This window comes from Streptomyces sp. NBC_00829 (assembly GCF_045161795.1).
GTDB lineage: Bacteria > Actinomycetota > Actinomycetes > Streptomycetales > Streptomycetaceae > Streptomyces.
In genome coordinates this window covers 5,968,553-5,990,618 of the sequence record NZ_CP108867.1, presented here as the reverse complement: position 1 = coordinate 5,990,618, position 22,066 = coordinate 5,968,553, and the positions used below count along the sequence as shown (strand labels likewise).

The following is a 22,066-nucleotide window of genomic DNA, read 5'->3' as shown; positions in this document are numbered from 1 at the left end:
TGCACCGTCGTGCCCTGGGGACCCTTCCTTCGGAAGAAGGGCTAGATCCGCACCTGCACGGCGCGGGCGAGCCGGTCGTGCAGGCCGCGTCCGTCGCGGTCCCAGATGAGGGCGGGGATCGCCAGGCAGAGCAGAACGCTGCGCAGCATGACCCGGACGATCCCGAGCCGCCCGCCGTCCTCGGCGACGATCCGCAGCCCGAGGAGCCGCTTGCCGGGTGTGAAGCCGACGGTACCGACGGTGACCATGCTCAGTACGAGGAAGATGCCGAGGGCCCAGTTTCCGGCCGCCTGCCGGTCACCGTTCGCAAACAGCCCGTATGCGATCAGCAGGCAGAGCCCCCAGTCGACGAAGACGGCGCCGAAGCGCCGTCCAAGAGGGGCGACGGAGCCGGGTCCGGCCTCCGGCAGGCCCAGCCGCTCACCCCGGTGGCCGAAGTCGGCGCCCATGTCCTCGGCCGTCGCGCGGGGCCCGGACAGCCACGATCCGATTGCTTGCCTGTTGTCCACCCGTCCACGGTACTGCGCCCCCATTCGCCCCCCTGCGCCCGGGGCCCGTACGCGACTTTTGTGAGTCTCTGCCCGTCGGTCCGCCACCCGCCCTGGTTAACGTGTGCGAAACAAATGGGTCATGCTGGAGAAATCCCGTCTGCCTATGGTCGGGTCCCAGCGTGTGCCACCGCACTGGCCGCACAACCGAGCTGCAACCCCGCCCCTCCCGGGTCGGGAGTAGGAGGAGTTGGATGTTCCAGAACGCCGACGACGCGAAGAAGTACATCGCCGACGAGGACGTGAAGTTCGTCGATGTCCGGTTCTGCGACCTGCCTGGTGTGATGCAGCACTTCACCATCCCGGCAGCGGCGTTCGACCCGGCCGAAGAGCTGGCCTTCGACGGCTCGTCGATCCGCGGCTTCCAGGCCATCCACGAGTCCGACATGGCGCTCCGCGCGGACCTGTCGACCGCTCGTGTCGACCCCTTCCGCCGCGACAAGACCGTCAACATCAACTTCTTCATCCACGACCCGATCACGGGCGAGCAGTACAGCCGTGACCCGCGGAACATCGCGAAGAAGGCCGAGGCGTACCTCGCCTCCACCGGCATCGCCGACACCGCGTACTTCGGCCCCGAGGCCGAGTTCTACGTCTTCGACTCGGTGCGCTTCAACACCGCGGCGAACGAGAGCTTCTACCACATCGACTCCGAGGCGGGCGCCTGGAACACCGGTGCGGTCGAGAACAACCGTGGCTACAAGGTCCGCTACAAGGGCGGCTACTTCCCGGCCCCGCCGGTCGACCACTTCGCCGACCTGCGCGCCGAGATCTCCCTGCAACTGGAGGCTTCCGGCCTCCAGGTCGAGCGCCAGCACCACGAGGTGGGCACCGCCGGCCAGGCCGAGATCAACTACAAGTTCAACACGCTGCTGGCCGCGGCCGACGACCTGATGCTCTTCAAGTACATCGTGAAGAACGTCGCCTGGCGCAACGGCAAGACCGCGACCTTCATGCCGAAGCCGATCTTCGGTGACAACGGCTCGGGCATGCACGTCCACCAGTCGCTGTGGCAGGGCGGCGTCCCGCTCTTCTACGACGAGCAGGGCTACGCGGGCCTGTCGGACACCGCCCGCTACTACATCGGCGGCATCCTGAAGCACGCCCCGTCGCTGCTGGCGTTCACCAACCCGACGGTGAACTCCTACCACCGTCTGGTCCCCGGCTTCGAGGCCCCGGTCAACCTGGTGTACTCGCAGCGCAACCGCTCGGCTGCGATGCGTATCCCGATCACGGGCTCGAACCCCAAGGCCAAGCGCGTCGAGTTCCGCGCCCCGGACCCGTCCTCGAACCCGTACCTGGCGTTCTCGGCGCTGCTGCTCGCGGGCCTCGACGGCGTCAAGAACAAGATCGAGCCGGCGGAGCCGATCGACAAGGACCTCTACGAGCTCGCCCCCGACGAGCACGCGGGCGTCCCGCAGGTCCCGACCTCGCTCCCGGCGGTGCTGGAAGCGCTGGAGGAGGACAACGAGTACCTGCAGGCCGGTGGTGTCTTCACGTCCGACCTGATCGAGACGTGGATCGACTACAAGCGGACGAGCGAAATCGCCCCGATCCAGCTGCGCCCGCACCCGCACGAGTTCGAGCTGTACTTCGACATCTAAAGAGCGGGGTCGGGTGACCTGGGCGGGATCCCTGGAAACAGGCTGTGACCTGCGAAAACTCTTCTCAGTAGTTCTCACTGTCACCGCTTGCTTGCCGCCTCCTTGTGCACCGAGTGTGCACCGCCCGGCCAATTCTCTAACTTGATGTCAGAAACGCTGCGAGGGCCGCTACCCCATAGTCGGGGTAGCGGCCCTCGCTGGCTCGTCCAGGCTCTGTGTACGGCGGCAGCCTTCTCGGTCTCCTAGTAACGAGCCAGGTCGGTGACCTGCGGGGATCTTCCCTGCGGGCCGTGGCCTGATGACTCACAACCGGTCTCGAGACAGCCTGGGCGATGTTTCATCCGAGGTGATACAAGCGGACTGACGTACGCGAGCGGCACGGCAACCGAGCGGCCGTCACGCCGCGTCCCCTGGATATGATGATCTCTCGCATTGGCGAGCCGGTCCTGCTCGGTCTCGCCGTCCTTGCCGTCCGCGGCCGCGTCAAGCGGTAGCGGATCAGAGCCGAGCCGTGGCGTGTTCTCGCCCACCTGCACCGACGGCATTCCTGTGGGTCAGGCACCGTCGTAGACCCATGCGCGGCCGGTCTGGCGGTATTCCTCCACGGGGATCGGTTCGACGCCAGTTCGCATGCGGGCGGAGTAAAGCAGTCCGTCGAGGTGGTCGATCTCGTGGTGGATGAGGCGGGCGAGGCCGCGTTCGTACACGGTGGTCACGGTCTCGCCGGTCAGGGCCGTGGTCTCCACCGTGATCTTCAGGGGGCGGGGTACGAGGCCGCGCACGTCGAAGAAGCTCAGACAGCCCTCGTACTGCTCGTCCATCTCCTCGGAGCGGGTGGTGATCCGGGGGTTGAGGAGGGTGATGGCGGGGGCGTCGCCGGGCGGCTGGACGACTGCGGCGGCGCGTGCGATGCCGATCTGCGGGGCGGCGATGCCCATGCCCTTGGCGAAGGGGTGGACCTGGCCGATCCGTTCCATGGCGGCGAACAGCTCGTCCGTGATGCGTTCGGCCTCGTCACGCTCGGCGGGCAGGTCGAAGGCGCGGGCCGGTTCGCTGAGAATGCCGGCGCCGTGCTGGACGACGCCGAGGTCTCGCATTCGCTGACTGGGCCGCACGTCAATCACCTGAACTCCCCTTGATCTGTGTCGCGTTCGGTCCGTGCCCGAAACCGCCACTCCAGACGGTACCGAGCGTGCAGGGCGGGTGTAGTCGTGATCCACGTGAATTGCCGTAGTTCACCGTCGTCGCTGCGGACGGGCGGGGTTCGCAGCGGGGAGGCTTCGGCGGTCATGGAGGTCTCGGTGCCCCACACGACGGGGTCGAGGGTGGCAGGGAAGGCGAGCTGGACTTCGAGTTGTTCGGTGGGCAGGCGGACGGCTCGCTGGAACCAGTTGCCCCATTTGTCGTCGCCGACGGTGTAGGCGTACTCGATCCACACGGACTCGCCGGGGTAGAGCGGGAAGCGGCCGTGTTCGTTGTCGAACAGCAGCCAGACTTCCTTGAAGGCATCGCGGTCGTGCTTGGCCTGCCACCGCATCGCCTCACCCCGGCAGGTGGCGGTGAGGTCGAGTTCTTCCCAGGTCAACGGGTGTGCCCGGTAGTGGGCGTTGGACCGCTGGGGGTCGCCTGGGTAGCGGTCCACGGAGATACGGATCAGGTAGCGGGTCACCGGCTCGTCGCCGGTGTTCCGCAGCCGTCGGCGCATGGTCAGCCGGTACGAGCTGCCGTCGTACTGGAGCCGCGCCGCGTCGTGTTCCACGACGAGGGCCGATCCGGTCGCATACGGCTGTTCGGGCCTGCGCTGGGCGGGCGGCGCCGCCGCTGGCCGCCGGGTACGGGCCCTTGCCTGCTCGTAGTCGCACCAGCGTCTCCAGATCGCCTTCCCGGCGTTCAGTGACTCGTCGGCGAGACGCGAGAACTCCTCGCTGGGCTTGTGGCGGCCCGACTCCACGTGGCTGACATAGGAGGGGTCGAAGCCCATGGCCAGCGCTAACGCCCTCTTGGACATGCCGCGTACTTCCCGCCAGCGCGCCACCTCGGCTGCGTAGTCCTCGGCCGCCTGCTCGGCGGTGATCTCCTCGCCTTGCGCTTCCATCGAAGCCCCGCGTCATCGTGGTGAGCATGAATGAACTGTGAGTGATCCAAGTTCACCATCCCGTCACGGTCTGCGTCGCCGCTTTCCTTCCCTTACTGGCCCGGATCGACCCTCCGGGCAGATGAGGGAGGCGAAGCACCATGCGCGTGCTGTACCTGCTGAACATCTCCAACCCCGATCGGCTTTCGGCCGACTCGGGGTGGGTTTTCGCGGACCTGCTTGCCCCGGCTCTGGCGGATGCCGGGGCTGAGGTGACGGTCGCGGCCCCGGCTCCGGCCGGGGATGCACGCTGCGGATTCCACCAGACGAAGGTGCCGGGGACGAAGTACCGGGCCCGCTTCTCCGCGGACATCGACGAGTTGGTGGCACTGATCCGGGCGGAGAAGCCCGACGTGGTCGTGGCCAACCAGATCGAGGAGGCCCCGGCGATTCGCTCGGCCCTACTGGAGGCCGGATCCAACGCCCTACTAGCCGGCTACTGCCACTACCTGCCCTTCTCCTTCACGGGCGGCGGTCAGCTCCAGGTCGACCCGTCCCTGAACGACGCGGGGCTCGGGCGGACGGTGCTGCTGGCGTTCGCCGCCGGACTGGCCGCCTGTGACCGGGTGCTGGTCCACTCCTCCACGGCCGCGTCCTGGGTGTCGGCGGCAGCCACCCGGATGACCGTGGACCTCGACGAGAAGCTGCGAGTGGTGCCCGCCCCGCGTGACGAGCGTCTGGTACGCGACCCCGCCACCATGCAGCCCGCCTCCGGCGCCGGGGCGATCGGCGTCTACAACCACCGGCTGTACGCGCACTACGGCACCGGGCAGTTCGTGGGCCTGGCCCGCGACCTGGTCGCGTCGGGCACCGTCAGGCTGCGGGTCATGGACCTGTTCGGCCAGCGCCGGGCGGAGCGCAAGGGCCTGGACGACAGCCCCAGGTGCTGATCGAGCCGTACGCCGACCGCCTGGGCGGGCACCACCAGCGCACGCTGGTGGCCCTCGCCCAGGCCCGGCCCTGCAGCCTGGTGATCGCCCCGCACGGGATCGTCCGCGAGTCGATGGCGGCCCTACGCGAAGCCGGGGCCCGGCTGGTGACCGCACCGGCCGGGCACCCGGCGGCCGTACTGCTGGCCGCCTCCCGCCTCGCGGTCGGGCTCTCCAGGGCTGGGCTGCGGGTCTTCCGCTCGCGCCGCTGGCCGCGCTTCCTGCGGCGGCTTCCGCACCAGATCACCCTCATCGCCCGGTGCCTTGCGGAGGCGTCGGCCCTGCGGACCGCCCGCCGGCTGGCGTCCGGCGCCGAGGCGGTGGTGATCCTGAGCGCGAGCGAGGCCCTGCACGGTGCCGCCGCCCTCCTCGGCGGGCTGCCACACCTGCGGTTCGTCCACGAACAAGTCACCACCGAGGACGCCGTCGTGCGGTTCCTCGGCCGGCTCGCCCGCCGGGGCGAGAGGCAGATTCTGGCGATGTGCCCGACCCAGGCCGTAGGCGATCAGTTCAGGGCAGCCTTCCCGGACCTGCCCGCGGTAGTGCGGGCCTTCGCGGTCGACGACGGCCGCCGCCTCACCGACGCCGAACGCGACGGCGGCCGCACCGCCTTCGCCATCCCCAACGGCGAAGCCGCGGTGTGCCTGGTCGGCGGCTGGTGGCCCTACAAGGACATCGGAGTCATCGACGCCGCCCTGACCTTGCTGAAGGAGCCGCTGCACCTGGTGGTCACCGGCATCCCGCTCGAAGAAGCCGTGCTCGCCCGATGGCGCGACCTGCCGAACGTCCGCCTCCACACGGTGCCCGGACCGGTCAGCGAATCGGTGCTGCGGCTGGTCTACGCCGCCGCCGACGCCGCCCTGGTCACCCGCCGCCCCGGCGTCGGCAAGGAGTCCGGGCTCGTGATGGACGCCGCCCGCCTCGGCGTCCCCCTGGTCGTCTCCGACCACGACCCCGGTCCCACCGCCCGCCTGAGCGGCCGGCCCTGGGCCCTGACCTTCACCGCCAGCGCCCCGGACGCCCTCGCCGAGGCCCTGCACAGCGTCATCCGTCAGCCGCCCGAGCGGCCCGGCCCCGAGGCGCCCCACCTGCTGGGGATGTGGCCGGCCGCCGGGCAGGCCGACCTCCTCACCCGCACCTTCGCCTCACTGCGTACGAAGGAGTCCCGATGCTGAGCACCCCTCCCGCGCTGATCGCCGTCGTCGGCCCCGTCGAACCCCCGCTGCTGGCCGCCTGGGTCCGCCACTACCGGTGGCTGGGCGTCGAGCGGTTCCTGATCGCCTTCCACTTCCCCGAGCACGTGCCCGACCAGCAGCGGCACGAACTCCAGGCCGCCAGCCGCGAACTGGGCATCATCCCCACCGGCACCAGCACCGGTCCGTGGCACGAGCACACCAACACCCAGCTCAGGGACGCCCTGCGGCACCGGGCCGGCCCGGGCTGGCACCTGCTCGCCGACGCCGACGAGTTCCAGCAGTACCCCGCCCCGCTGAGTGAGGTGATCGCCCAGGCCGAGAAGTCCGGGCACCGCGTCGTGGGCGGCCTGATGCTCGACCGGATCGCCGCGAGCGGGCGCCTGACCGGCTGGAGGCCCGAAGGCGGACTGGATCTCGCCTATCCCCTCGGCGGCCACCTCACCCACCGGCTGCTGCACGGAGACCCCCGCAAGATCGTTCTCGCCCGCCACGATGTCACCGTGGCGGGCGGCAACCACAGGGCCCCCGGACAGCGCCCGGATGCCGACCGTATCTGCGCGGTTCACCACTTCAAGTGGCGCTCGGGCGTCTTGGACGACATCCGCCACCGGGTCCAGCATTTCTCGACCGGCACATGGCAGGAACAGACCCCGGCCGTGCGCGACGAGGCCAGCCGTCTCCTGTCGCACGTCGGCCAGCACGGCGGCGTGATCAACACCAGCGATCCGCGGTTCGCCTTCCGCCGGGTGAGCCTGGACCGCATGCCGTTCAGCTGGCCCAGCGAGGCCCGCAGCATTGTCACGGCCTGGCGACCGCACGCGCGCACCAGCCAGGATTGGAGACAATGAACGCGCCCACGGACAGCTCGTCGCGGAAGGGATGACCACGTGCCCCTCGCCGATCTCTTGGCTGGCATCACCGCCTCCGGGAAGACCACCGTCGCCCAAGCCCTGGCCGACCACGGCTGCACGCGGCTGTCCGTGGACGAGGAGGTGCACCGCCTCCACGGCCGATACGGCGTGGACTACCCCGAGCACACCTACTTCGAGCGCGAACGGCCCGTGGTCGAGGCGATCCGGGCACGGTTCGTCAAGGAGCTGGAAGCCGGGAACGACGTCGTCCTGGACCACGGGCTATGGCGGCGCGCCGAGCGCGACGTCTGGCAACAGGCCGCCCGCGAAGCGGGCGGCCACCCCCTCGTCGTCTACCTCCCCGCCGACCGGGAGGAGTTGCTGCGACGCCTTGCCGAACGCAACCAGCGCGAGGACGCCAACGCCCTCACCGTCACCCCCGAAGCCCTCGACGACTTCTTCGCCCGATTCGACCCCCCGGTCGACGACGAAGAAGTCATCGTCTACACCGGAGACCTGGACGCGCTTTTGGCGGCGCTGTCTGCGGCCAGGCACAGGCAGGACTGAAGCAGGCCCACTGACTGCTCGTTATCACCGACCATGGCGTGGTCCGCCACTGGCTTGGCGTTGGCTGCGCTCAGCGCTCTGCTCGCACACCGCCGTAGGCGCAGGCTCTCAGCAGTTCACTTTGTTCCGCTCGTTTGTCACCCCCCTTGTGCACCGCTCGGTCGATTTCCTGACCCAGTGTCAGCAACGCTGAGGGCCGCCACCTGGGTGGCGGCCCTCAGTCGTGGCACCGACCACGCGTGCCGAGCCGTCGCGCGCCCGCATCGTGGATGTCTGCCCGCGCCGTGCAGGTCGTACCGCCGAAAACGTGAGCCAAGGGCCCTCGACCGCCGCCGAGGGCCCTTCGGGTCAGGTCTGCGGCTCTTGGGTCGCGAGCAGTTCCCGAAGCTCCTCCACCGACTCCCGCAGGCGGTCCGCGAAGGTGAGCATCTGGTCCGCCACCGCCGCAGGGGTGCTCAGGTAGATGTTGAAGCGCTCCGGCAGCAGGACATACGCGACACCGATGCAGCGGCTGCTCGTCGAGCCGAAGCCGAAGTACTGGATGTTGTGGGACGGCGCCGAGCTGGTGCTCAGATAGTCGTCCCGCATCGTCAGCCAGCCCGGTGTCCGGTACAGGGCGGGCTGTTCCGTCACCCCGAGCTCCGGTCCGCGCCGGCGCTGGATCAGTTCCAGCTCCCACAGGTGCTGCTCGGGGACCTGGCCCAACTGGCACTCCTTGGCGCGTGCCACATGGGCCGCCGCCGCGGCGTGGAGGGCGGCGCGGCGCGTGGGCGCGTCCGTCGTCGGGTCTTCCATGGCCGCCGCGAACGCGACCATCTCGGGCGTGACGACACGCATCGCCTCGGTCCGGCCGTTGCGGTACTGGCGGGTGGCGATCGACTCGTACGTGGCGCCCAACAGGCCCTTGGCGCGCTGATGGGCGAGCTGGTAGGCGGCCTGGACGAACGCGTCCGGCGAGACCCCCAGCTTCTTGGCCGCGTTGCTGCCGAAGTCAGCGAAGGAGACCGTGCGGGTCGCGGTGGCCGCTCCGTACGCCGTGAAGGCGTCGGCGGCGGAGCGGAGCTGTGCGCGCAGGGCGTCGTCCAGCTCGAACACGATCGGCCGCGGCTGCGGCACACCCTGGGAGCGGGCGCCGGACTGGCGGGACTGCTCCTTCGCCGGGGTGCTCAGCAGAGCGTCGGTGAAGCTGAGGATGGTGGTTCCGTCCAGCTCGCAGTGCTCCACGTTGATGCCGGCCCGGCCGTCGGCGAAGACGATCAGAGTCACGGCCTTGTCGAACCAGCGGTTGCCGCGGTCACCGTAGAGCAGCTGGTCGCAGGTCTCCTGGGTGTCGGTGGGTGCGAAGTCCTCCAGAGCGACGCAGAACAGCGCGGTCTCGATGTCGTCCAGTGCGCCCGCGTTGCCCGGGTGGCGGTCGAGCAGGGACCCGCGGGCCGCCGCCCACTGTGCGCGGGCCATCGTGGTCAGGTGGCCCACCGAGTCGGCGGCCGGCTCGGCGCCGGCCTTCATCACGGCGCGCAGCCCCGCCTCCAGGTCGTCCAGGCTGTGCGGGACGCCGTCCGCGCCGAGTACGTCGAGCCGGAACATGCCGCCGCGGAAGAACACCACGATGTGCCGGGCGTCCGACGGGCCGGGCGACCGGTCGGTGTACGGGGCTCGGACGGTGTCCTGCTGCGCGCCGGGGATCCGGGTCGTGGAGAAGAGGAATCTGTTCTGCGCCATCGACTGGGGCGTTCCGCGCTGCACGACCGGCGGGATGAGCTCCTGGTCGAGCTGCCGCTTGTAGTTGAGCGCGCCCGCGACGAGTCCGGCGGCCCGCTCCACCTGCGGTTCGTCCGAGTCCCGGAAGAGGAAGAAGAAGTTGGCGTTGAGCGCGATCCGGTCCCGGCGGCCCAGGTAGCGGTACGGCCAGAACGTGTCGAGCCAGCTGTGCACGCCCGGAGAGGCGTCGTACTCCTCCAGCGCCGTGTGCAGGACCCGGCCGGGGCCGTCGGGCCGCAGGAAAGCTGCCACCTCCGTCTCCGTTGTGGCGCGTTCCTCGGCGGTCAGCAGCGGGGCGCACCAGGCGAGGAACTTCTCGCAGCTCGCCTCAAGCGTCGGCAGCGGCACTCGCGGCAGGCTGTTCTCCCGCGAGAAGGTGCTGCCCGCTGCTTCCTGACTGATCATCACTTCTGCTCTCGATTCAGATCGTTGTGGAGACATGTGGGGTGTCGTCGGGCCGGGAGATGTAGAGCTGTGCGTGGAGCCAGCCTTCCTCTTCCAGGCCCCGGGCATCCACCCCTGCGGCCGACATGCCGTCCAGTACGAGCGACTTTTCCTGCGGAGAGGCGAACCGCCGCTGCTTGAAGACCTCGTCGACGCGGATGGTCCGGTATCCCAGACCGGTCAGCGCGCGGTCGACGGCGTCGAAGGGGAACATCCGCAGCACGAAGTGCGCCATCCAGGGGCGACGGCCGTCCTGCGCCCGCACGACGCGGGCGAGCGTCCGCTCGGTGACGTAGCCGAGGCACCCCGTCGAGATCACCAGGTCGGTCCCCGCGAGCAGGGTGCGCTGGCGCGGGGTGGGATCGTTGTTCTCCAGGTCGGCGTGGACGGCGTCGTCCAGGAACGCGGCCTCGCGCGCGTAGGACAGTGCGGAGGCGGAGGCGTCCAGGCCGACGAAACGGACGCGCTGCGCCGGGCGGCGCGAGCGTGCCAGTTCGCGGTCGCGGTCCAGCAGCGCCTCGCGGCTCTCGCGCTTGCGCTCGGCGTCGCCGTAGCGGGCGTACAGCTCGTCCATCGTTGCGTCGTACTTGAGCAGGGCCGCGTTGATTCCGTACGAGCATCCGATGTCGAGCACCTGGGGCACCTCGACGTGCAGGGAGTCCCGGTACTCCTGGATGAGCTTGGCGAAGTAGGGCTTGGCCTGCTGCGGCACGCAGTACCCGAGCGGGCGGAGCACGGTGAAGTAGGTGCGGGGGTCCGGCTGGGTGTAGATGTGGTCGAGCGAGACTTTTCCGGTCGCGTCGAAACGCACGGGGCTTGCTCCTCCGTGGATCGCAGAGTGGAAGCGGATGGGGAAACGTCCTACGACAACAGTCATGGCCACGGCACAGGCGACGGCTACTGCCACGGCCACGGCACAGGCGACGGCTACTGGCACGGCACAGGCGGCAGCATGTACGTCCTCGCCCGGACAGGACCTAGTCCAGCAGCCCGTCGCCCCGGACCGCCCGGCCCTCGGCCGCCAGGTGCTGTGGCAGTACGCGGCCGAAGAGCTGACGGGTCCGTGCGACGCTGCCGATGACGCCCGGCCGCTCGCTGTAGGCGAAGATCGCCGAGTGCCGGGCCACTTCTCCCTGGACGGGGCTCACCCGGTGCAGCGAGTAGCGGCCCTTGAACAGTTGAAGGTCACCCGGCCGCAGGGGAAGGCGCCGGGTCAGCCGCCCGCCCCTGCCCTCCAGTACGTCCCGTACGTCGTCGAAGTTCTCGGCCTCGGCAGACCGGATGTTCGGGCAGTACTCGAAGACTCCGCCGGCCCGCGGTTCCTGGGTGAGCATGCTGACGGTGAACTCGTTGGTGTCGAAGTGCCAGGGGTGTTCCCTGCCGGGCTCGACGACATTGAGCACCAGGCCGGAGAGCGGGTCCCCCAGTTCGTGCAGCCGCGGGAGTTCGAAGCAGTGGGCGATGAAGCGCTGGAAGAGAGTGTGGGAGTAGAGCTGGCTGATGAGGGCACCGGCGGGAATGCGGTCCCGGGCGACGAACGCGTTGCCCCGCTCGAAGACCTTGCGGCCCGGGTGATGAGCGGGGAGGGCCGAGTCGACCGCGATGTTGTAGACGTTGACGGTCTCGACGTCGAAATGGGCCTGGGGGGCGATGGCCGAGCACTCCTCGCGCAGGATGTCGCGCAGGGCCGGGCGGATGAAGTCCGGCAGCACGGTGCAGCCGAGAGCCGAGAGTTCGCGCCGGGCACGGGACACGACGGTCCGTCCCTCGGCGCCGTCGAGTTCCGACAGGGGGTAGCGAGCGGTGTCGACCACCTGGTCGAGTGGCATGGCTTCCAAGGTGCTCATGGGATCCTCTTCATGTGCGGGCCGACCACGAACTCCACTGAGGGGTATCGCAGTTGAAGCTCCCACAGCGCAGCCCCGTTGTCTGTGACAAGTCACACTCTGTCGCGGCGGCATACTCCGGCCGCGACGCGCTGACCACGGCCGGCCGGGCCGGCCGGACAGTGTGGCCTCCTGACGGCCGGCCAGATACCGGCGAAGAGCGGTGCCCGACACGCGTAGGGGCCCTTCGCTGCGCGCGCCGTGCTGCCCACCTGGGCCGCCGGTACGGCCGGCTGAGCCCTCCTCGGGCACCGAAAGGGCCTGGGCACCGGACAGGGCCCGGCGCCGGGATCAGCAGCGTGGGGCCGGACCGCTGTAGGTCCGCTTGCTCGGCGTGGAGACGTAGTAGTCGGAGACATAGCGGCCGTTGTCCATGCGGTCCCAGACCTTGGTGGTACCGACCGCCGAGCCGGACCGCTGGCAGTACACCCACGCCAGGGACCCGTTGGGCGAGGTCCCCGCGGCGGCGTAGGACGTGCCGGGGCCGGTGCGCTCGGTGAGACCGACCGGGGCGGTGGTCTGGTACGGATAGGTGCAACGCGGCAGCGGCGCACTGTAGTTGGTGTCGGAGGGCGTGTTGACGTAGTGGTCGGTGACGTACGTGCCGTCCGTGAGCTTGTTCCATACGCGGGTGCCGCCCACGGTCGAACCGGGCGCCTGGCAGACCACCGTGAGGGAGGCGCCTGGCGCGTAGGTCTTCGCGACGGGGTAGCCCGTCGTGGGGCCGGTGCGGGCGCCGAGCGTGGTGGAGCTCGTCACCTGGTAGGTGTACGCCACGGTGGCGACCGGGGCGTCGAGCCGGTCGGTGTCGATGTTGATGGTGACGTCGCCGTACGTCTCGTCGTGGCTGCCCTGGAGCTGCTTGGCCCGCTGGTGTACGGCCCACTTGGAGTCGGCGATGTTCGTCCAGCCCTTGAGGGAGTCGACTCCGTCGTAGCGGGCGATCCAGAGCGCGTCGGGCCGGGCGTATGTGGTCGAGGTGTAGGCGTCGGAGAGCTGCTTGGCTCCGAGGGTGAGGTTCATGTAGACGCCCGAGACATAGCCGAGTCTGTGCAGCTCCTTCGTCCAGCCGGAGAGGTACGACAGGACGGACGTCCGGCAGACCGCGTCCGTCTGCGTGTAGTCCTCGATGTCGTTGTAGAAGGCGCTGCCGGGCTGCATGCCGAGTGCCTTGGCGCGGGCGATGGCGTCGGTCGCCGCCGAGGCGCCCTGGGACCTGGCGGTCGACGCGACCGTACTGATCTTGGCGTCGGTGGGCCTTGCGCCGCACGATGGCTGCAGACCCTTGTAGACGGGCAGCAGGCGCCACTTCAGCGCCGATACGGACGCGACCCAGGAAGAGGTCAGCTGCGGCTGGGCACACGTGCGGTTGACGCCCCCGAAGTACACGCCGACGGCACGGTACGGGGAGTCGCTCCACGCCTTGATCGCGCTGAGCGTCGGTGCCGTGCACGTGTCGAAGGCGAGTCCCGCGTACCGGGTCGCGCTCGAACCGACGGGGAAGGAGGCCGCCGTGGCCGGCTCGGCGGCGGCGGGTGGGGCGAAGGCGAGTGATGTGCCGGCGCCCAGCACACCGGCGGCGCACAGGACGAGGAATCTCCGGAGCGCACGAAAAGTGCGGTGCGGACGCGACATGACGGGCCCCCCGGGGCTGCTCGAAGCGACTGGGACCAGAATGCCCCCATCCGCACCGAACGCACCCCACGCCGGGCCGGTTTCCTGCGGGACGTGGTCCCGCCGCCGCAACCCGTGGGAAACGGCGGCGGGATGCCCCGACCCGGGCGGCCGTTCGGCGTCCGCACGGACGCTCGTTCAGCCCTTCTTCAGCCCTGCTTCAGCCCGTGCTCAGCGGCCGTAGCGGATCAGTGCGCGCACCATGCGACACGTCGTGTCCGACGGCGGGTGGACTCCCACCCGCTCCGCCGTCGCTCGTATCGTGCGGTTGTCCGCCGTGGCCGGGTGGTAGACGCCCGAGTCGAGCAGGGCGATGGCCAGGCGCATGGCCTTCAGCCGGCGGTTGTGCGAGACATACCACTCGCGCGGCTGTCCGGCCGGGAGCGGCTTCTTCTTCGGCGGCTGGTACACGGGCTTCGTCATGAGTGTGGCAACGGCCATCGGCAACCTCCTGGCGCGGTGGCGGGACCATCCCGAACTACTGTTCATTCTAGTGGCGGCCACTGACAATCGGCGCTGGCCAGGCGGCGTTTGAGGGATGCGCTGGCGGTACCGTGGCGGCATGGAGATCTGGATCAATCCCGCCTGTTCGAAATGCCGCAGCGCCATCGATCTGCTCGACGCGGAAGGCGCCGAATACACCGTCCGGCGCTACCTGGAGGACGTGCCCACCGAGGACGAGATCCGGGCCGTCCTTGAGCGGCTCGGACTTGAACCCTGGGACATCACGCGGACGCAGGAAGCCGCGGCGAAGGAGCTCGGGCTCAAGGAATGGGCGCGGGACGAGGGTTCACGCGACCGGTGGGTCGCCGCGCTCGCGCGGCACCCCAAGCTGATCCAGCGGCCGATCATCACGGCGGACGATGGATCGGCGCTGGTGGCGCGTACGGACGAGGCGGTAAGGGACGCACTCGGCCGCGAGTGAGACAGCCGGATCCTCCCGCCGCCACGGACCGGTACGGCGGGCCCCTGCCGCCTCGGAGCGGGGCAGGAGGCCCTCCTGCCGCTCTCAGAGCGGGACGGCGTACCAGCGGCGGTGCGTGAGGGGTTCGACGAGCAGCACACCCGCCGACGCGGACGCGGCGACCGCAGCCGCCGGCAGCGAACCCCGATGGTGTCCCTGGCAGCGGCCCCGGTGAGTGGCGGGTAGGGAGCGGTCGGCCGCCGGGGTGGATATCCGCTGACCAAGCCCCGTCAGCCCGCTGACCAGCACCAACCTTAAGAAAGATTAAGGAAGTTGTAGGTAGGATTGCTGAGAAGAACGTGAGGGCTACTCGTACGTAACGGCACACGGAACCGACCCGACAAGGAGTCCCACGTGTCGCGCAAGAAGACCCTCAGCGGTAAGAAGAAGATCGCCATGCTCGTCGGCGCCGCCGTCGTCGTCGGCGGTACGGCAGTCGTCATGACCGGTACCAGCAACGCGTCGGTGGCCTGCGACGGCCTGGACACCGCCCTGAAGAACAACGAGAAGTTCATCGCCGACCAGCGGGCCAATCCGGACGCGCAGTCCGAGGCGAGGATCGCCAACCGGCAAGCGGTCATCGAGGAGATCAAGCGGAAGCAGGCGGCTTCCGGGTGCGAGGCGGGAGGTGCGGGAGATGAGGCCACTCAGCCGCCCGCGGGAAACCAGGCCGGGAACCAAGGCGGCAACCAGGCCGGAGGCCAGGGCGGGAACCAGGCCGGAGGCCAGAACGGCGGCGGTCAGGCGAACGGCGAGGTCGTCTGCGCCGGATCGACCGTGACCCTCTCCGGCGAGGCCGGCGCCCCCGCCGCCTCCAGCAACCAGTTCCCGATCGGCACCACCCTCAAGGTGACCAACCTCGACAACAACAAGTCGACCACGGTCAAGGTCACCTCCACCTCCGGCAGCTGCGCCCTGCTGAACAACGCCGCCTTCGAGCAGGTCCGCGAGCCCGGAAAGAACCTCATCCGCAAGGCCCGGATCGAGAAGATCGGCAACGGTAATCAGGGCGGAAACCAGAACGGGAACCAGAACGGCGGCGGTCAAGGCGGCGGCCAGGCCGGCAATCAGGGCGGGAACCAGGGCGGAGACCAGAACGGCGGCGGTCAGGCGGCCGGTCAGGTCGTCTGCGCCGGATCGACCGTGACCCTCTCCGGCGAGGCCGGCGCCCCCGCCGCCTCCAGCGGCCAGTTCCCGATCGGCACCACCCTCAAGGTGACCAACCTCGACAACAACAAGTCGACCACGGTCAAGGTCGCCTCCACCTCCGGGAGCTGCGCCCTGCTGAACAACGCCGCCTTCGAGCAGGTCCGCGAGCCCGGAAAGTTCCTCATCCGCAAGGCCCGGATCGAGAAGATCGGCTGACCCGGCGGATCTCAGGACGGTGCCGCCCCTTCCCGACTCCTCGGGCGGGCTCTGGGAAGTCCACCCGCCCGCGGAAGCGGATGTCCGTCGGGTCTGGCACGGCACCGTCCTGGCCTTGTGCCCTGCCGACCGCCGCCGGGCACAACGAGAGGCCCTACACCCCTTGGGGCCCGAGGCCACGTTCGGCCTCGGCCAGGATCTCCGTTATCCGCAGCCCGAACCGTACGTCGCAGTCGTGCGCCCGGCCCGTGCGCGCCGACTCCAGCAGCGCGTCCACCGCCGATGAGAACGAGCGGACCGCGTCGCCCCAGTCCGGCAGTGCGACCTTCCCCGGCTCCCCCACGAGTTCGATGCTCACGCCGGACGCCTTCAGCGGAGCGCTCAGGCCGAGCGTGGCCGTGCTGGACGCACCGGAGGTGTGCCCCAGCACCAGATGCACGGTGTCCTTGGGGCCGCGTGCCGCGGTCACCTGCGTCACATCGCCGAGCACCGGAATCAGCACGGACAGCACATGCGGTCCGACGTCCCACAGACCGCCCTTCTCGCGCCGCCACGGCGAGGCGGCATAGCGGCTGTCCCCGCCGTGCGCGTACAGCGAGCCCAGCCACTGCGCGTGAGCCGTGAACCAGCCGTCCACCGCCGCCTGTTCGGCGATCCAGGCCACGGTGTCCGCGGAGAAGCGGAGCGTGCAGAAGACCACCGAGGCGACTTGGGCCCGCTCGGCGGCCCGCGCCGTCTCCGCTGCCGCCTCCACGCTCGTGGCCACCGGCTTGTCCAGCAGAAGGTGGCAGCCCGCCGCGGCGGCGCGGGCCGCCAGCGGCGCCTGGATGTCCGGCGGAAGCGCGAAGGCGACCGCGTCGCAGGCGGCGAAGAGCGCGTCCGCGCCGTCGTCGCCGGAGTAGGCCGTGGTGCCGTGCGCACCGGCGAGCGCGACGGCGGCCTCGGGCCGCCTGGCCCACACCCCGGCGAAGTCGACATCCGGGTGGGCTGCCAGCGCGGGAGCCTGAGTGTGCTCCGCCCATGGCCCGGCGCCGAGGAGTCCGATACGCAGTCGCTTCGCGGGGTTCGTCATGGGCCCCAGTGTGCCTGCCGTGTGCCCGCCGCCGGAATGGTCCCGGGGTAGGCCGCGAAGAGAGGGATCCCGTATACGAAGCGGACGGATCCGATGCATGCCCGCCCGCTGTCCACGGCCTCTCCGTCGTTCCGCACACCTTCGTCGCGGACCTCACCAGGCGGCGGGACCGGAGCACCGGTCCGGCGTAACGTGGGGTTCACAATCGGGCAACGGTCGGGAAATCCCGAATTGCGAAGCTGCACAGCAGACCGCTGCACCCGCAAAGGATGAGGCCCCGTGACGTTCAAGGCTGAGTACATCTGGATCGACGGCACAGAGCCGACCGCCAAGCTTCGCTCGAAGACGAAGATACTGACGGACGGCGCCGAGCTGCCCATCTGGGGCTTCGACGGATCCAGCACCAACCAGGCCAAGGGCCACGCCTCGGACCGCGTCCTCAAGCCGGTCTTCTCCTGCCCGGACCCGATCCGCGGCGGCAACGACGTGCTCGTGATGTGCGAGGTCCTCAACACGGACATGACGCCGCACGAGACCAACACACGAGCCGCGCTCGCCGAGGTCGCCGAGAGGTTCGCCGCGCAGGAGCCGATCTTCGGCATCGAGCAGGAGTACACCTTCTTCAAGGGCGCACGCCCGCTCGGCTTCCCCGAGGGCGGCTTCCCGGCCGCGCAGGGCGGCTACTACTGCGGTGTCGGCGCTGACGAGATCTTCGGCCGTGACGTCGTCGAGGCCCACCTGGAGAACTGCCTCGCCGCGGGTCTGGGCATCTCCGGCATCAACGCCGAGGTCATGCCCGGCCAGTGGGAGTTCCAGGTCGGCCCGCTCGCCCCGCTGGAGGTCTCGGACCAGCTGTGGGTGGCCCGCTGGCTGCTCTACCGCACCGCCGAGGACTTCGAGGTCTCCGCGACCCTCGACCCCAAGCCGGTCAAGGGCGACTGGAACGGCGCGGGCGCGCACACCAACTTCTCCACCAAGGCGATGCGCGAGGGCTACGACGCGATCATCACCGCCTGCGAGTCTCTGGGCGAGGGCTCCAAGCCGCTCGACCACGTCAAGAACTACGGCGCGGGCATCGACGACCGCCTGACCGGTCTGCACGAGACCGCCCCGTGGAACGAGTACAGCTACGGCGTCTCGGACCGCGGCGCCTCGGTCCGTATCCCCTGGCAGGTCGAGCAGGACGGCAAGGGCTACATCGAGGACCGCCGCCCGAACGCCAACGTCGACCCGTACGTGGTGACGCGTCTCCTCGTCGAAACCTGCTGCGCCGCGCTGGAGAAGGCCGACCAGGTCTGACGCCACGGGCATCACGAAAGGGCGTTCACCGGTACGGCCGGTGAGCGCCCTTCGGCGTGAGGTGAGCGTCCTCCGGCTGAGCTGAGCGCCCTTCGGCGTGAGGTGAGCGCCGGAGTCGTATCAAGGTACGGAAGGGCACTGATGCGGCACCCTGCCATCTGCTTCAATAGGGACATGGCCAGCCACCAGCACACCGCGACGGGGCGCACCGACCTTGAGCCGTTCTGGCCGTCCCGGCAGCATCACGACTTCGACCGGGTGTGTTGCCGCGCGAAGAACGCGCAGGCCCTCTAAAGCCGCCCATCCCGGCCTTCGGCCAGCGCGCAGGTCCGTACGTTTCCTCGTCGACTTCTCGCGCGAAAGAGCTGACCTCTCATGGCGAACACCCGTACCTTCTCCGCCGTTTCCGCTGTCCCCGCCGCCGACACGCCCACCCCGGGCCGGCATCGGCTCCGAGCCGTCGAACGCGACGAGGTCGTCGCGCCGGAGGCTCTGATCGATGTCGCCGGCTTCCTTCCGCCGGGGGCCACATGGCTGCCCGCGCCCCAGCACACTCTGCCCACCCTGCCGGGCCGGCCGCCGATGGTCGGCTACCTCGTGCTCCTGCCGGCCGATCAGCTCCCGGGCAGGATGTCGCCCGAGCAGCCGGAGGGGGCGGCGGGCGAGGGCCCCGTGCGGATCGACGCGCAGCAGCGCACGGCCCATGTGGACGGCGCGACGCTCGATCTGACCTATCTGGAGTTCGAGTTGCTCGCGCGTCTGGTGGCCCACCCCCACCGGGTGCACACCCGCGACCAGTTGGTGACGACCGTCTGGGGCTACGGCCATGTCGGCGACGGCCGGACGGTGGACGTTCATGTCGCGCGGCTGCGCCGCAAGCTGGGCGCGGAGCACCGCCGGACGATCCAGACGGTACGGCGAGTCGGCTACAAGTACGCGCCCTGAGCCGCGACGGCTCGTCCTCCATCGGCAGCGGGGCTGCACACGCAGCCCCGTCGGCTCCCCCGGGCGGAGTCCCGGGGGGCGAAGCACGCGACGCCACACCAGCAGCTGGGCCCTTCCCCGGGGACGAAAGGCGAGCTCAGGGGGTGGTGCTGGCTACACCCCCACTCGGTGGCAGAGCCCAGTGCCTTCGCTGAACGCCCCGGCCACACTGGTGCCTGAGACCGGACGGCGAGGGGAAACACCATGATGGCTGTGAAGGCACGTGACGCGGTGGTGGCCGGTGTACAAGGGCTGGTGCTCGCGCTGATGGCGCTGATCGGGTCGATCACGTTGTTCGTGTTGACGGTGGTCTCCCTATGCCTGATCCCCATCGGTGTGGGTGTGTTCACCACTCCCACGGTGCTGGCCCTGGTGCGCGCCCACGCCCATCAGCGGCGGCTGCTGGCGGCCCGGTGGGCGTCTGTGCGGATACCCGTCCCGTACCGCGCCTTCCCCCGCGATCTGCGCACCGGCGTCACCGGCCAGGTGGAGCGCTGCACGCTGATGCTGAAGGACCCGGCGACCTGGCGGGACATGCGGTGGCTGCTGGTGGACATGACGGCGGGCGCGGTCGGCACGCTCGTCGCTCCGGGGCTGGTCCTCGACGGGATCTTCGGCCTGTTGCTCCTGACCGGCCTGTGGAAGCCGATCGTGGAGGCGGACGGCACCTACTGGTACGCGTTCGTACCGGTCGACAGCTGGACCACGGCCGGTCTGGCGGCTGCGCTCGGGGTGATCTGGCTGGTCGTCGCCATGAACGCCAACCCGGTCCTGGTCCGCTCCCACTTCCGGCTCACCCGCGCGATGCTGGCCCCCGGCCACGCGAGGGAACTGGAGCAGCGCATCGACCGGCTGACCGAGACCCGGCACGACGCGCTCGACTCCTCCGCGGCCGAACTGCGCCGTATCGAACGGGATCTGCACGACGGGGCACAGGCCCGGCTCGTCGCCATGGGGATGAACCTCGGCACGATCGAGGCGCTGATCGAGAAGGACCCGGCGCAGGCCAAGGAACTCATCTCCAAGGCGCGTGAGTCCTCCGCAGAGGCGCTGACCGAGCTGCGCGACCTGGTCCGCGGTATCCACCCGCCGGTCCTGGCGGAGCGCGGGCTCGGGGACGCGGTGAAGGCGCTGGCGCTGCGCACTCCCGTGGAGACCGAGGTGGATGTGGAACTGTCCGGCCGCGCCGACGCCCCGGTCGAGTCCGCCGCGTACTTCGCGCTCAGCGAGGTCCTGACCAACGCGGTCAAGCATGCGGGCGCCGACCGGATCTGGATCGATCTGACCTATGCGGACGGCTCGCTGCGCATCGCGGTCACGGACGACGGCAGGGGCGGCGCCTCGATCGGTTCGGGCTCCGGACTGAGTGGTATCGAACGCCGGCTCGGTACATTCGACGGCGTACTCGCCGTCAGCAGTCCCGCGGGCGGCCCGACCATGGTCACCATGGAGATCCCTTGCGCGTTGTTCTAGCCGAAGATCTGTTCCTGCTGCGTGACGGCCTGGTCCGCATGCTTCAGGCGTACGACTTCGAGATTCTGGCCGCGGTGGAGAGCGGGCCCGAACTGACCAAGGCGCTGGCCGAGTTGGAGCCGGATGTCGCTGTCGTCGACGTCCGGCTCCCGCCGTCGCACACGGACGAGGGCCTGCAGTGCGCGCTGGCGGCCAGGCAGGCACGGCCCGGGCTGCCGGTGCTCGTGCTGTCGCAGCATGTGGAGCAGTTGTACGCACGCGAGCTGCTGGCCGACGGCAACGGCGGGGTCGGCTATCTCCTCAAGGACCGGGTCTTCGACGCCGAACAGTTCATCGACGCCGTACGGCGGGTGGCCGCGGGCGGCACGGCGATGGACCCGCAGGTGATCGCACAGCTGCTCTCGCGGCGGTCGCAGAACAAGCCCTTGGGCGGGCTGACGCCACGTGAGCTGGAGGTCATGGAGCTGATGGCGCAGGGCCGTTCCAACGCGGCCATCGCCGGGCAACTGGTGGTCACGGAGCGGGCGGTGGCCAAGCACACGTCGAACATCTTCGGGAAGCTGGGGCTGCCGGTGTCGGACGACGACAACCGCCGGGTGCTCGCGGTGCTCGCGTATCTGGACCGCGGGTAGCTTCGCGCCGGCCGCCGGCTCCGGGCGGGCCGATCACCCGGCCCGCCCGGCGAGGTCACCCGACGTACTCCGTGAGGTCGATCGCGTAGACGTTCAGCGGGAACCCGTGGACGGGGTGCGTCGTTTCGCGTTCCGGGACCATGCCGAGCTTGCGCATCACGTTCTCCGAGGCGTCGTTGCCGGGCCGGACGATGCTGATCACCCGGTCCAGGCCACGGTCCTGGAGCGCGAACTCCAAGACGGCCTGGGCGGCTTCGGAGGCGTAGCCCTGACCCCAGAAGGGAGTGCCGAGCCGCCAGCCGATCTCCACCGCGGGGAGCACCTCCGGCAGGAAGTGCGGCACGGACAGGCCCACGAAGCCTGCCAGTTCGCCCGAGGCGAGCAGTTCGACGGCAAAGAGCCCGAAGCCCTCCTCGTCCCACTCCTCCTCCCAGCGCTCGATGGCTTCGGCGGTCTCCTCGAGGTCGAGGGCGGAGCCGTCTTCGATCCACCTCATCACCTGCGGATCCGCGTTGATGTCGGCCATCGGGACAAGGTCGTCGTCGTGCCAGCGGCGCAGCAGGAGCCTGGGGGTATGGATCTCGGTCATGGTGTCCATCCTGCCATCCCGCTGGCTGTCCGACTTCGGGGCAATGGACAGGATTTGCTGCTGGAGGATTCTACGAATCCGCGGTTCAAACGCG

Annotated in this window: 21 protein-coding genes; 11 read left to right on the top strand and 10 right to left on the bottom strand. The window is 69.8% G+C overall.

What is annotated here, in order from left to right; genetic code table 11:
- Window positions 1–41: 41 nt before the first annotated feature.
- Window positions 42–509, bottom strand: a complete 468-nt coding sequence (locus OG293_RS26600; RefSeq protein WP_406001295.1) for an RDD family protein — start codon at window positions 507–509, stop codon at window positions 42–44.
- A 233-nt stretch (window positions 510–742) separates the two neighbouring features.
- On the opposite strand from OG293_RS26600, the gene glnA reads away from it, so the two are divergent.
- Complete coding sequence (gene glnA / locus OG293_RS26595) at window positions 743–2,152, top strand: type I glutamate--ammonia ligase (RefSeq protein ID WP_406001294.1); 1,410 nt, start codon at window positions 743–745, stop codon at window positions 2,150–2,152.
- Between the two features lie 554 nt (window positions 2,153–2,706).
- On the opposite strand, the gene OG293_RS26590 is transcribed toward glnA, so the two are convergent.
- Window positions 2,707–3,249 carry a peptide deformylase gene (locus OG293_RS26590; protein ID WP_406001293.1) on the bottom strand — a complete coding sequence of 181 codons (543 nt, stop codon included), beginning with the start codon at window positions 3,247–3,249 and terminating at the stop codon, window positions 2,707–2,709.
- Window positions 3,250–3,272: 23 nt separating this feature from the next.
- The gene (locus OG293_RS26585; protein WP_406001292.1) at window positions 3,273–4,247 is read right to left on the bottom strand and encodes a multiprotein-bridging factor 1 family protein; all 975 of its coding nucleotides are present in this window, start codon (window positions 4,245–4,247) and stop codon (window positions 3,273–3,275) included.
- A gap of 140 nt (window positions 4,248–4,387) precedes the next feature.
- On the opposite strand from OG293_RS26585, the gene OG293_RS26580 reads away from it, so the two are divergent.
- The 4 genes from OG293_RS26580 to OG293_RS26565 are packed head-to-tail and all read left to right on the top strand — an operon-like array spanning window position 4,388 to window position 7,829.
- Entirely contained in the window at window positions 4,388–5,176 is a 789-nt protein-coding gene (locus OG293_RS26580) for a glycosyltransferase (protein ID WP_406001291.1), read from the top strand.
- A complete protein-coding gene (locus tag OG293_RS26575) occupies window positions 5,170–6,390 on the top strand; it encodes a hypothetical protein (RefSeq protein ID WP_406001290.1) in 1,221 nt (406 codons plus the stop codon). Before OG293_RS26580 ends, OG293_RS26575 begins: the two co-directional genes overlap by 7 nt.
- Window positions 6,384–7,259 (top strand): glycosyltransferase family 2 protein, encoded by an 876-nt coding sequence (locus OG293_RS26570; protein WP_406001289.1) that lies wholly within the window; start codon window positions 6,384–6,386, stop codon window positions 7,257–7,259. The genes OG293_RS26575 and OG293_RS26570 overlap by 7 nt, the downstream gene beginning before the upstream one ends.
- Window positions 7,260–7,298: 39 nt before the next feature.
- The gene (locus OG293_RS26565; RefSeq protein ID WP_406001288.1) at window positions 7,299–7,829 is read left to right on the top strand and encodes an AAA family ATPase; all 531 of its coding nucleotides are present in this window, start codon (window positions 7,299–7,301) and stop codon (window positions 7,827–7,829) included.
- A gap of 348 nt (window positions 7,830–8,177) precedes the next feature.
- On the opposite strand, the gene OG293_RS26560 is transcribed toward OG293_RS26565, so the two are convergent.
- The 5 genes from OG293_RS26560 to OG293_RS26540 all read right to left on the bottom strand — a co-directional run bounded on the left by OG293_RS26560 (window position 8,178) and on the right by OG293_RS26540 (window position 14,035).
- Complete coding sequence (locus OG293_RS26560) at window positions 8,178–9,995, bottom strand: choline/carnitine O-acyltransferase (protein ID WP_406001287.1); 1,818 nt, start codon at window positions 9,993–9,995, stop codon at window positions 8,178–8,180.
- A gap of 16 nt (window positions 9,996–10,011) precedes the next feature.
- On the bottom strand, window positions 10,012–10,845 hold the full coding sequence (locus OG293_RS26555; protein ID WP_406001286.1) for a class I SAM-dependent methyltransferase: 834 nt from the start codon (window positions 10,843–10,845) through the stop codon (window positions 10,012–10,014).
- A 166-nt stretch (window positions 10,846–11,011) separates the two neighbouring features.
- Window positions 11,012–11,881: an arpA protein gene (locus tag OG293_RS26550; protein ID WP_406001285.1), complete on the bottom strand. Its 870-nt coding sequence runs from the start codon at window positions 11,879–11,881 to the stop codon at window positions 11,012–11,014.
- 330 nt (window positions 11,882–12,211) lie between these two features.
- Window positions 12,212–13,555 (bottom strand): glycoside hydrolase domain-containing protein, encoded by a 1,344-nt coding sequence (locus tag OG293_RS26545; RefSeq protein ID WP_406001284.1) that lies wholly within the window; start codon window positions 13,553–13,555, stop codon window positions 12,212–12,214.
- 210 nt (window positions 13,556–13,765) lie between these two features.
- The gene (locus OG293_RS26540) at window positions 13,766–14,035 is read right to left on the bottom strand and encodes a hypothetical protein (protein WP_406001283.1); all 270 of its coding nucleotides are present in this window, start codon (window positions 14,033–14,035) and stop codon (window positions 13,766–13,768) included.
- Window positions 14,036–14,156: 121 nt separating this feature from the next.
- Here OG293_RS26540 and OG293_RS26535 point away from each other — a divergent pair, with 121 nt between their 5' ends.
- Both OG293_RS26535 and OG293_RS26530 read left to right on the top strand, forming a co-directional pair.
- Entirely contained in the window at window positions 14,157–14,519 is a 363-nt protein-coding gene (locus OG293_RS26535; RefSeq protein WP_406001282.1) for an arsenate reductase family protein, read from the top strand.
- An 816-nt stretch (window positions 14,520–15,335) separates the two neighbouring features.
- Window positions 15,336–15,923, top strand: coding sequence for a hypothetical protein (locus tag OG293_RS26530; RefSeq protein ID WP_406003718.1), 588 nt, complete (start codon window positions 15,336–15,338; stop codon window positions 15,921–15,923).
- A 154-nt stretch (window positions 15,924–16,077) separates the two neighbouring features.
- On the opposite strand, the gene OG293_RS26525 is transcribed toward OG293_RS26530, so the two are convergent.
- Window positions 16,078–16,995 (bottom strand): Gfo/Idh/MocA family protein, encoded by a 918-nt coding sequence (locus OG293_RS26525; RefSeq protein WP_406001281.1) that lies wholly within the window; start codon window positions 16,993–16,995, stop codon window positions 16,078–16,080.
- 279 nt (window positions 16,996–17,274) lie between these two features.
- Here OG293_RS26525 and glnII point away from each other — a divergent pair, with 279 nt between their 5' ends.
- The 4 genes from glnII (at window position 17,275) to OG293_RS26505 (ending at window position 21,383) form a co-directional block, all read left to right on the top strand.
- Entirely contained in the window at window positions 17,275–18,294 is a 1,020-nt protein-coding gene (glnII, locus tag OG293_RS26520; RefSeq protein ID WP_406001280.1) for a glutamine synthetase, read from the top strand.
- Window positions 18,295–18,669: 375 nt separating this feature from the next.
- Window positions 18,670–19,239 (top strand): winged helix-turn-helix domain-containing protein, encoded by a 570-nt coding sequence (locus OG293_RS26515; RefSeq protein WP_406001279.1) that lies wholly within the window; start codon window positions 18,670–18,672, stop codon window positions 19,237–19,239.
- A 243-nt stretch (window positions 19,240–19,482) separates the two neighbouring features.
- Window positions 19,483–20,751 (top strand): sensor histidine kinase, encoded by a 1,269-nt coding sequence (locus OG293_RS26510; protein ID WP_406001278.1) that lies wholly within the window; start codon window positions 19,483–19,485, stop codon window positions 20,749–20,751.
- Window positions 20,736–21,383, top strand: a complete 648-nt coding sequence (locus tag OG293_RS26505; RefSeq protein WP_406001277.1) for a LuxR C-terminal-related transcriptional regulator — start codon at window positions 20,736–20,738, stop codon at window positions 21,381–21,383. Before OG293_RS26510 ends, OG293_RS26505 begins: the two co-directional genes overlap by 16 nt.
- 55 nt (window positions 21,384–21,438) lie before the next feature.
- Here OG293_RS26505 and OG293_RS26500 read toward each other — a convergent pair whose 3' ends face one another.
- Window positions 21,439–21,972, bottom strand: a complete 534-nt coding sequence (locus OG293_RS26500; RefSeq protein ID WP_406001276.1) for a GNAT family N-acetyltransferase — start codon at window positions 21,970–21,972, stop codon at window positions 21,439–21,441.
- Between the last annotated feature and the right edge of the window lie 94 nt (window positions 21,973–22,066).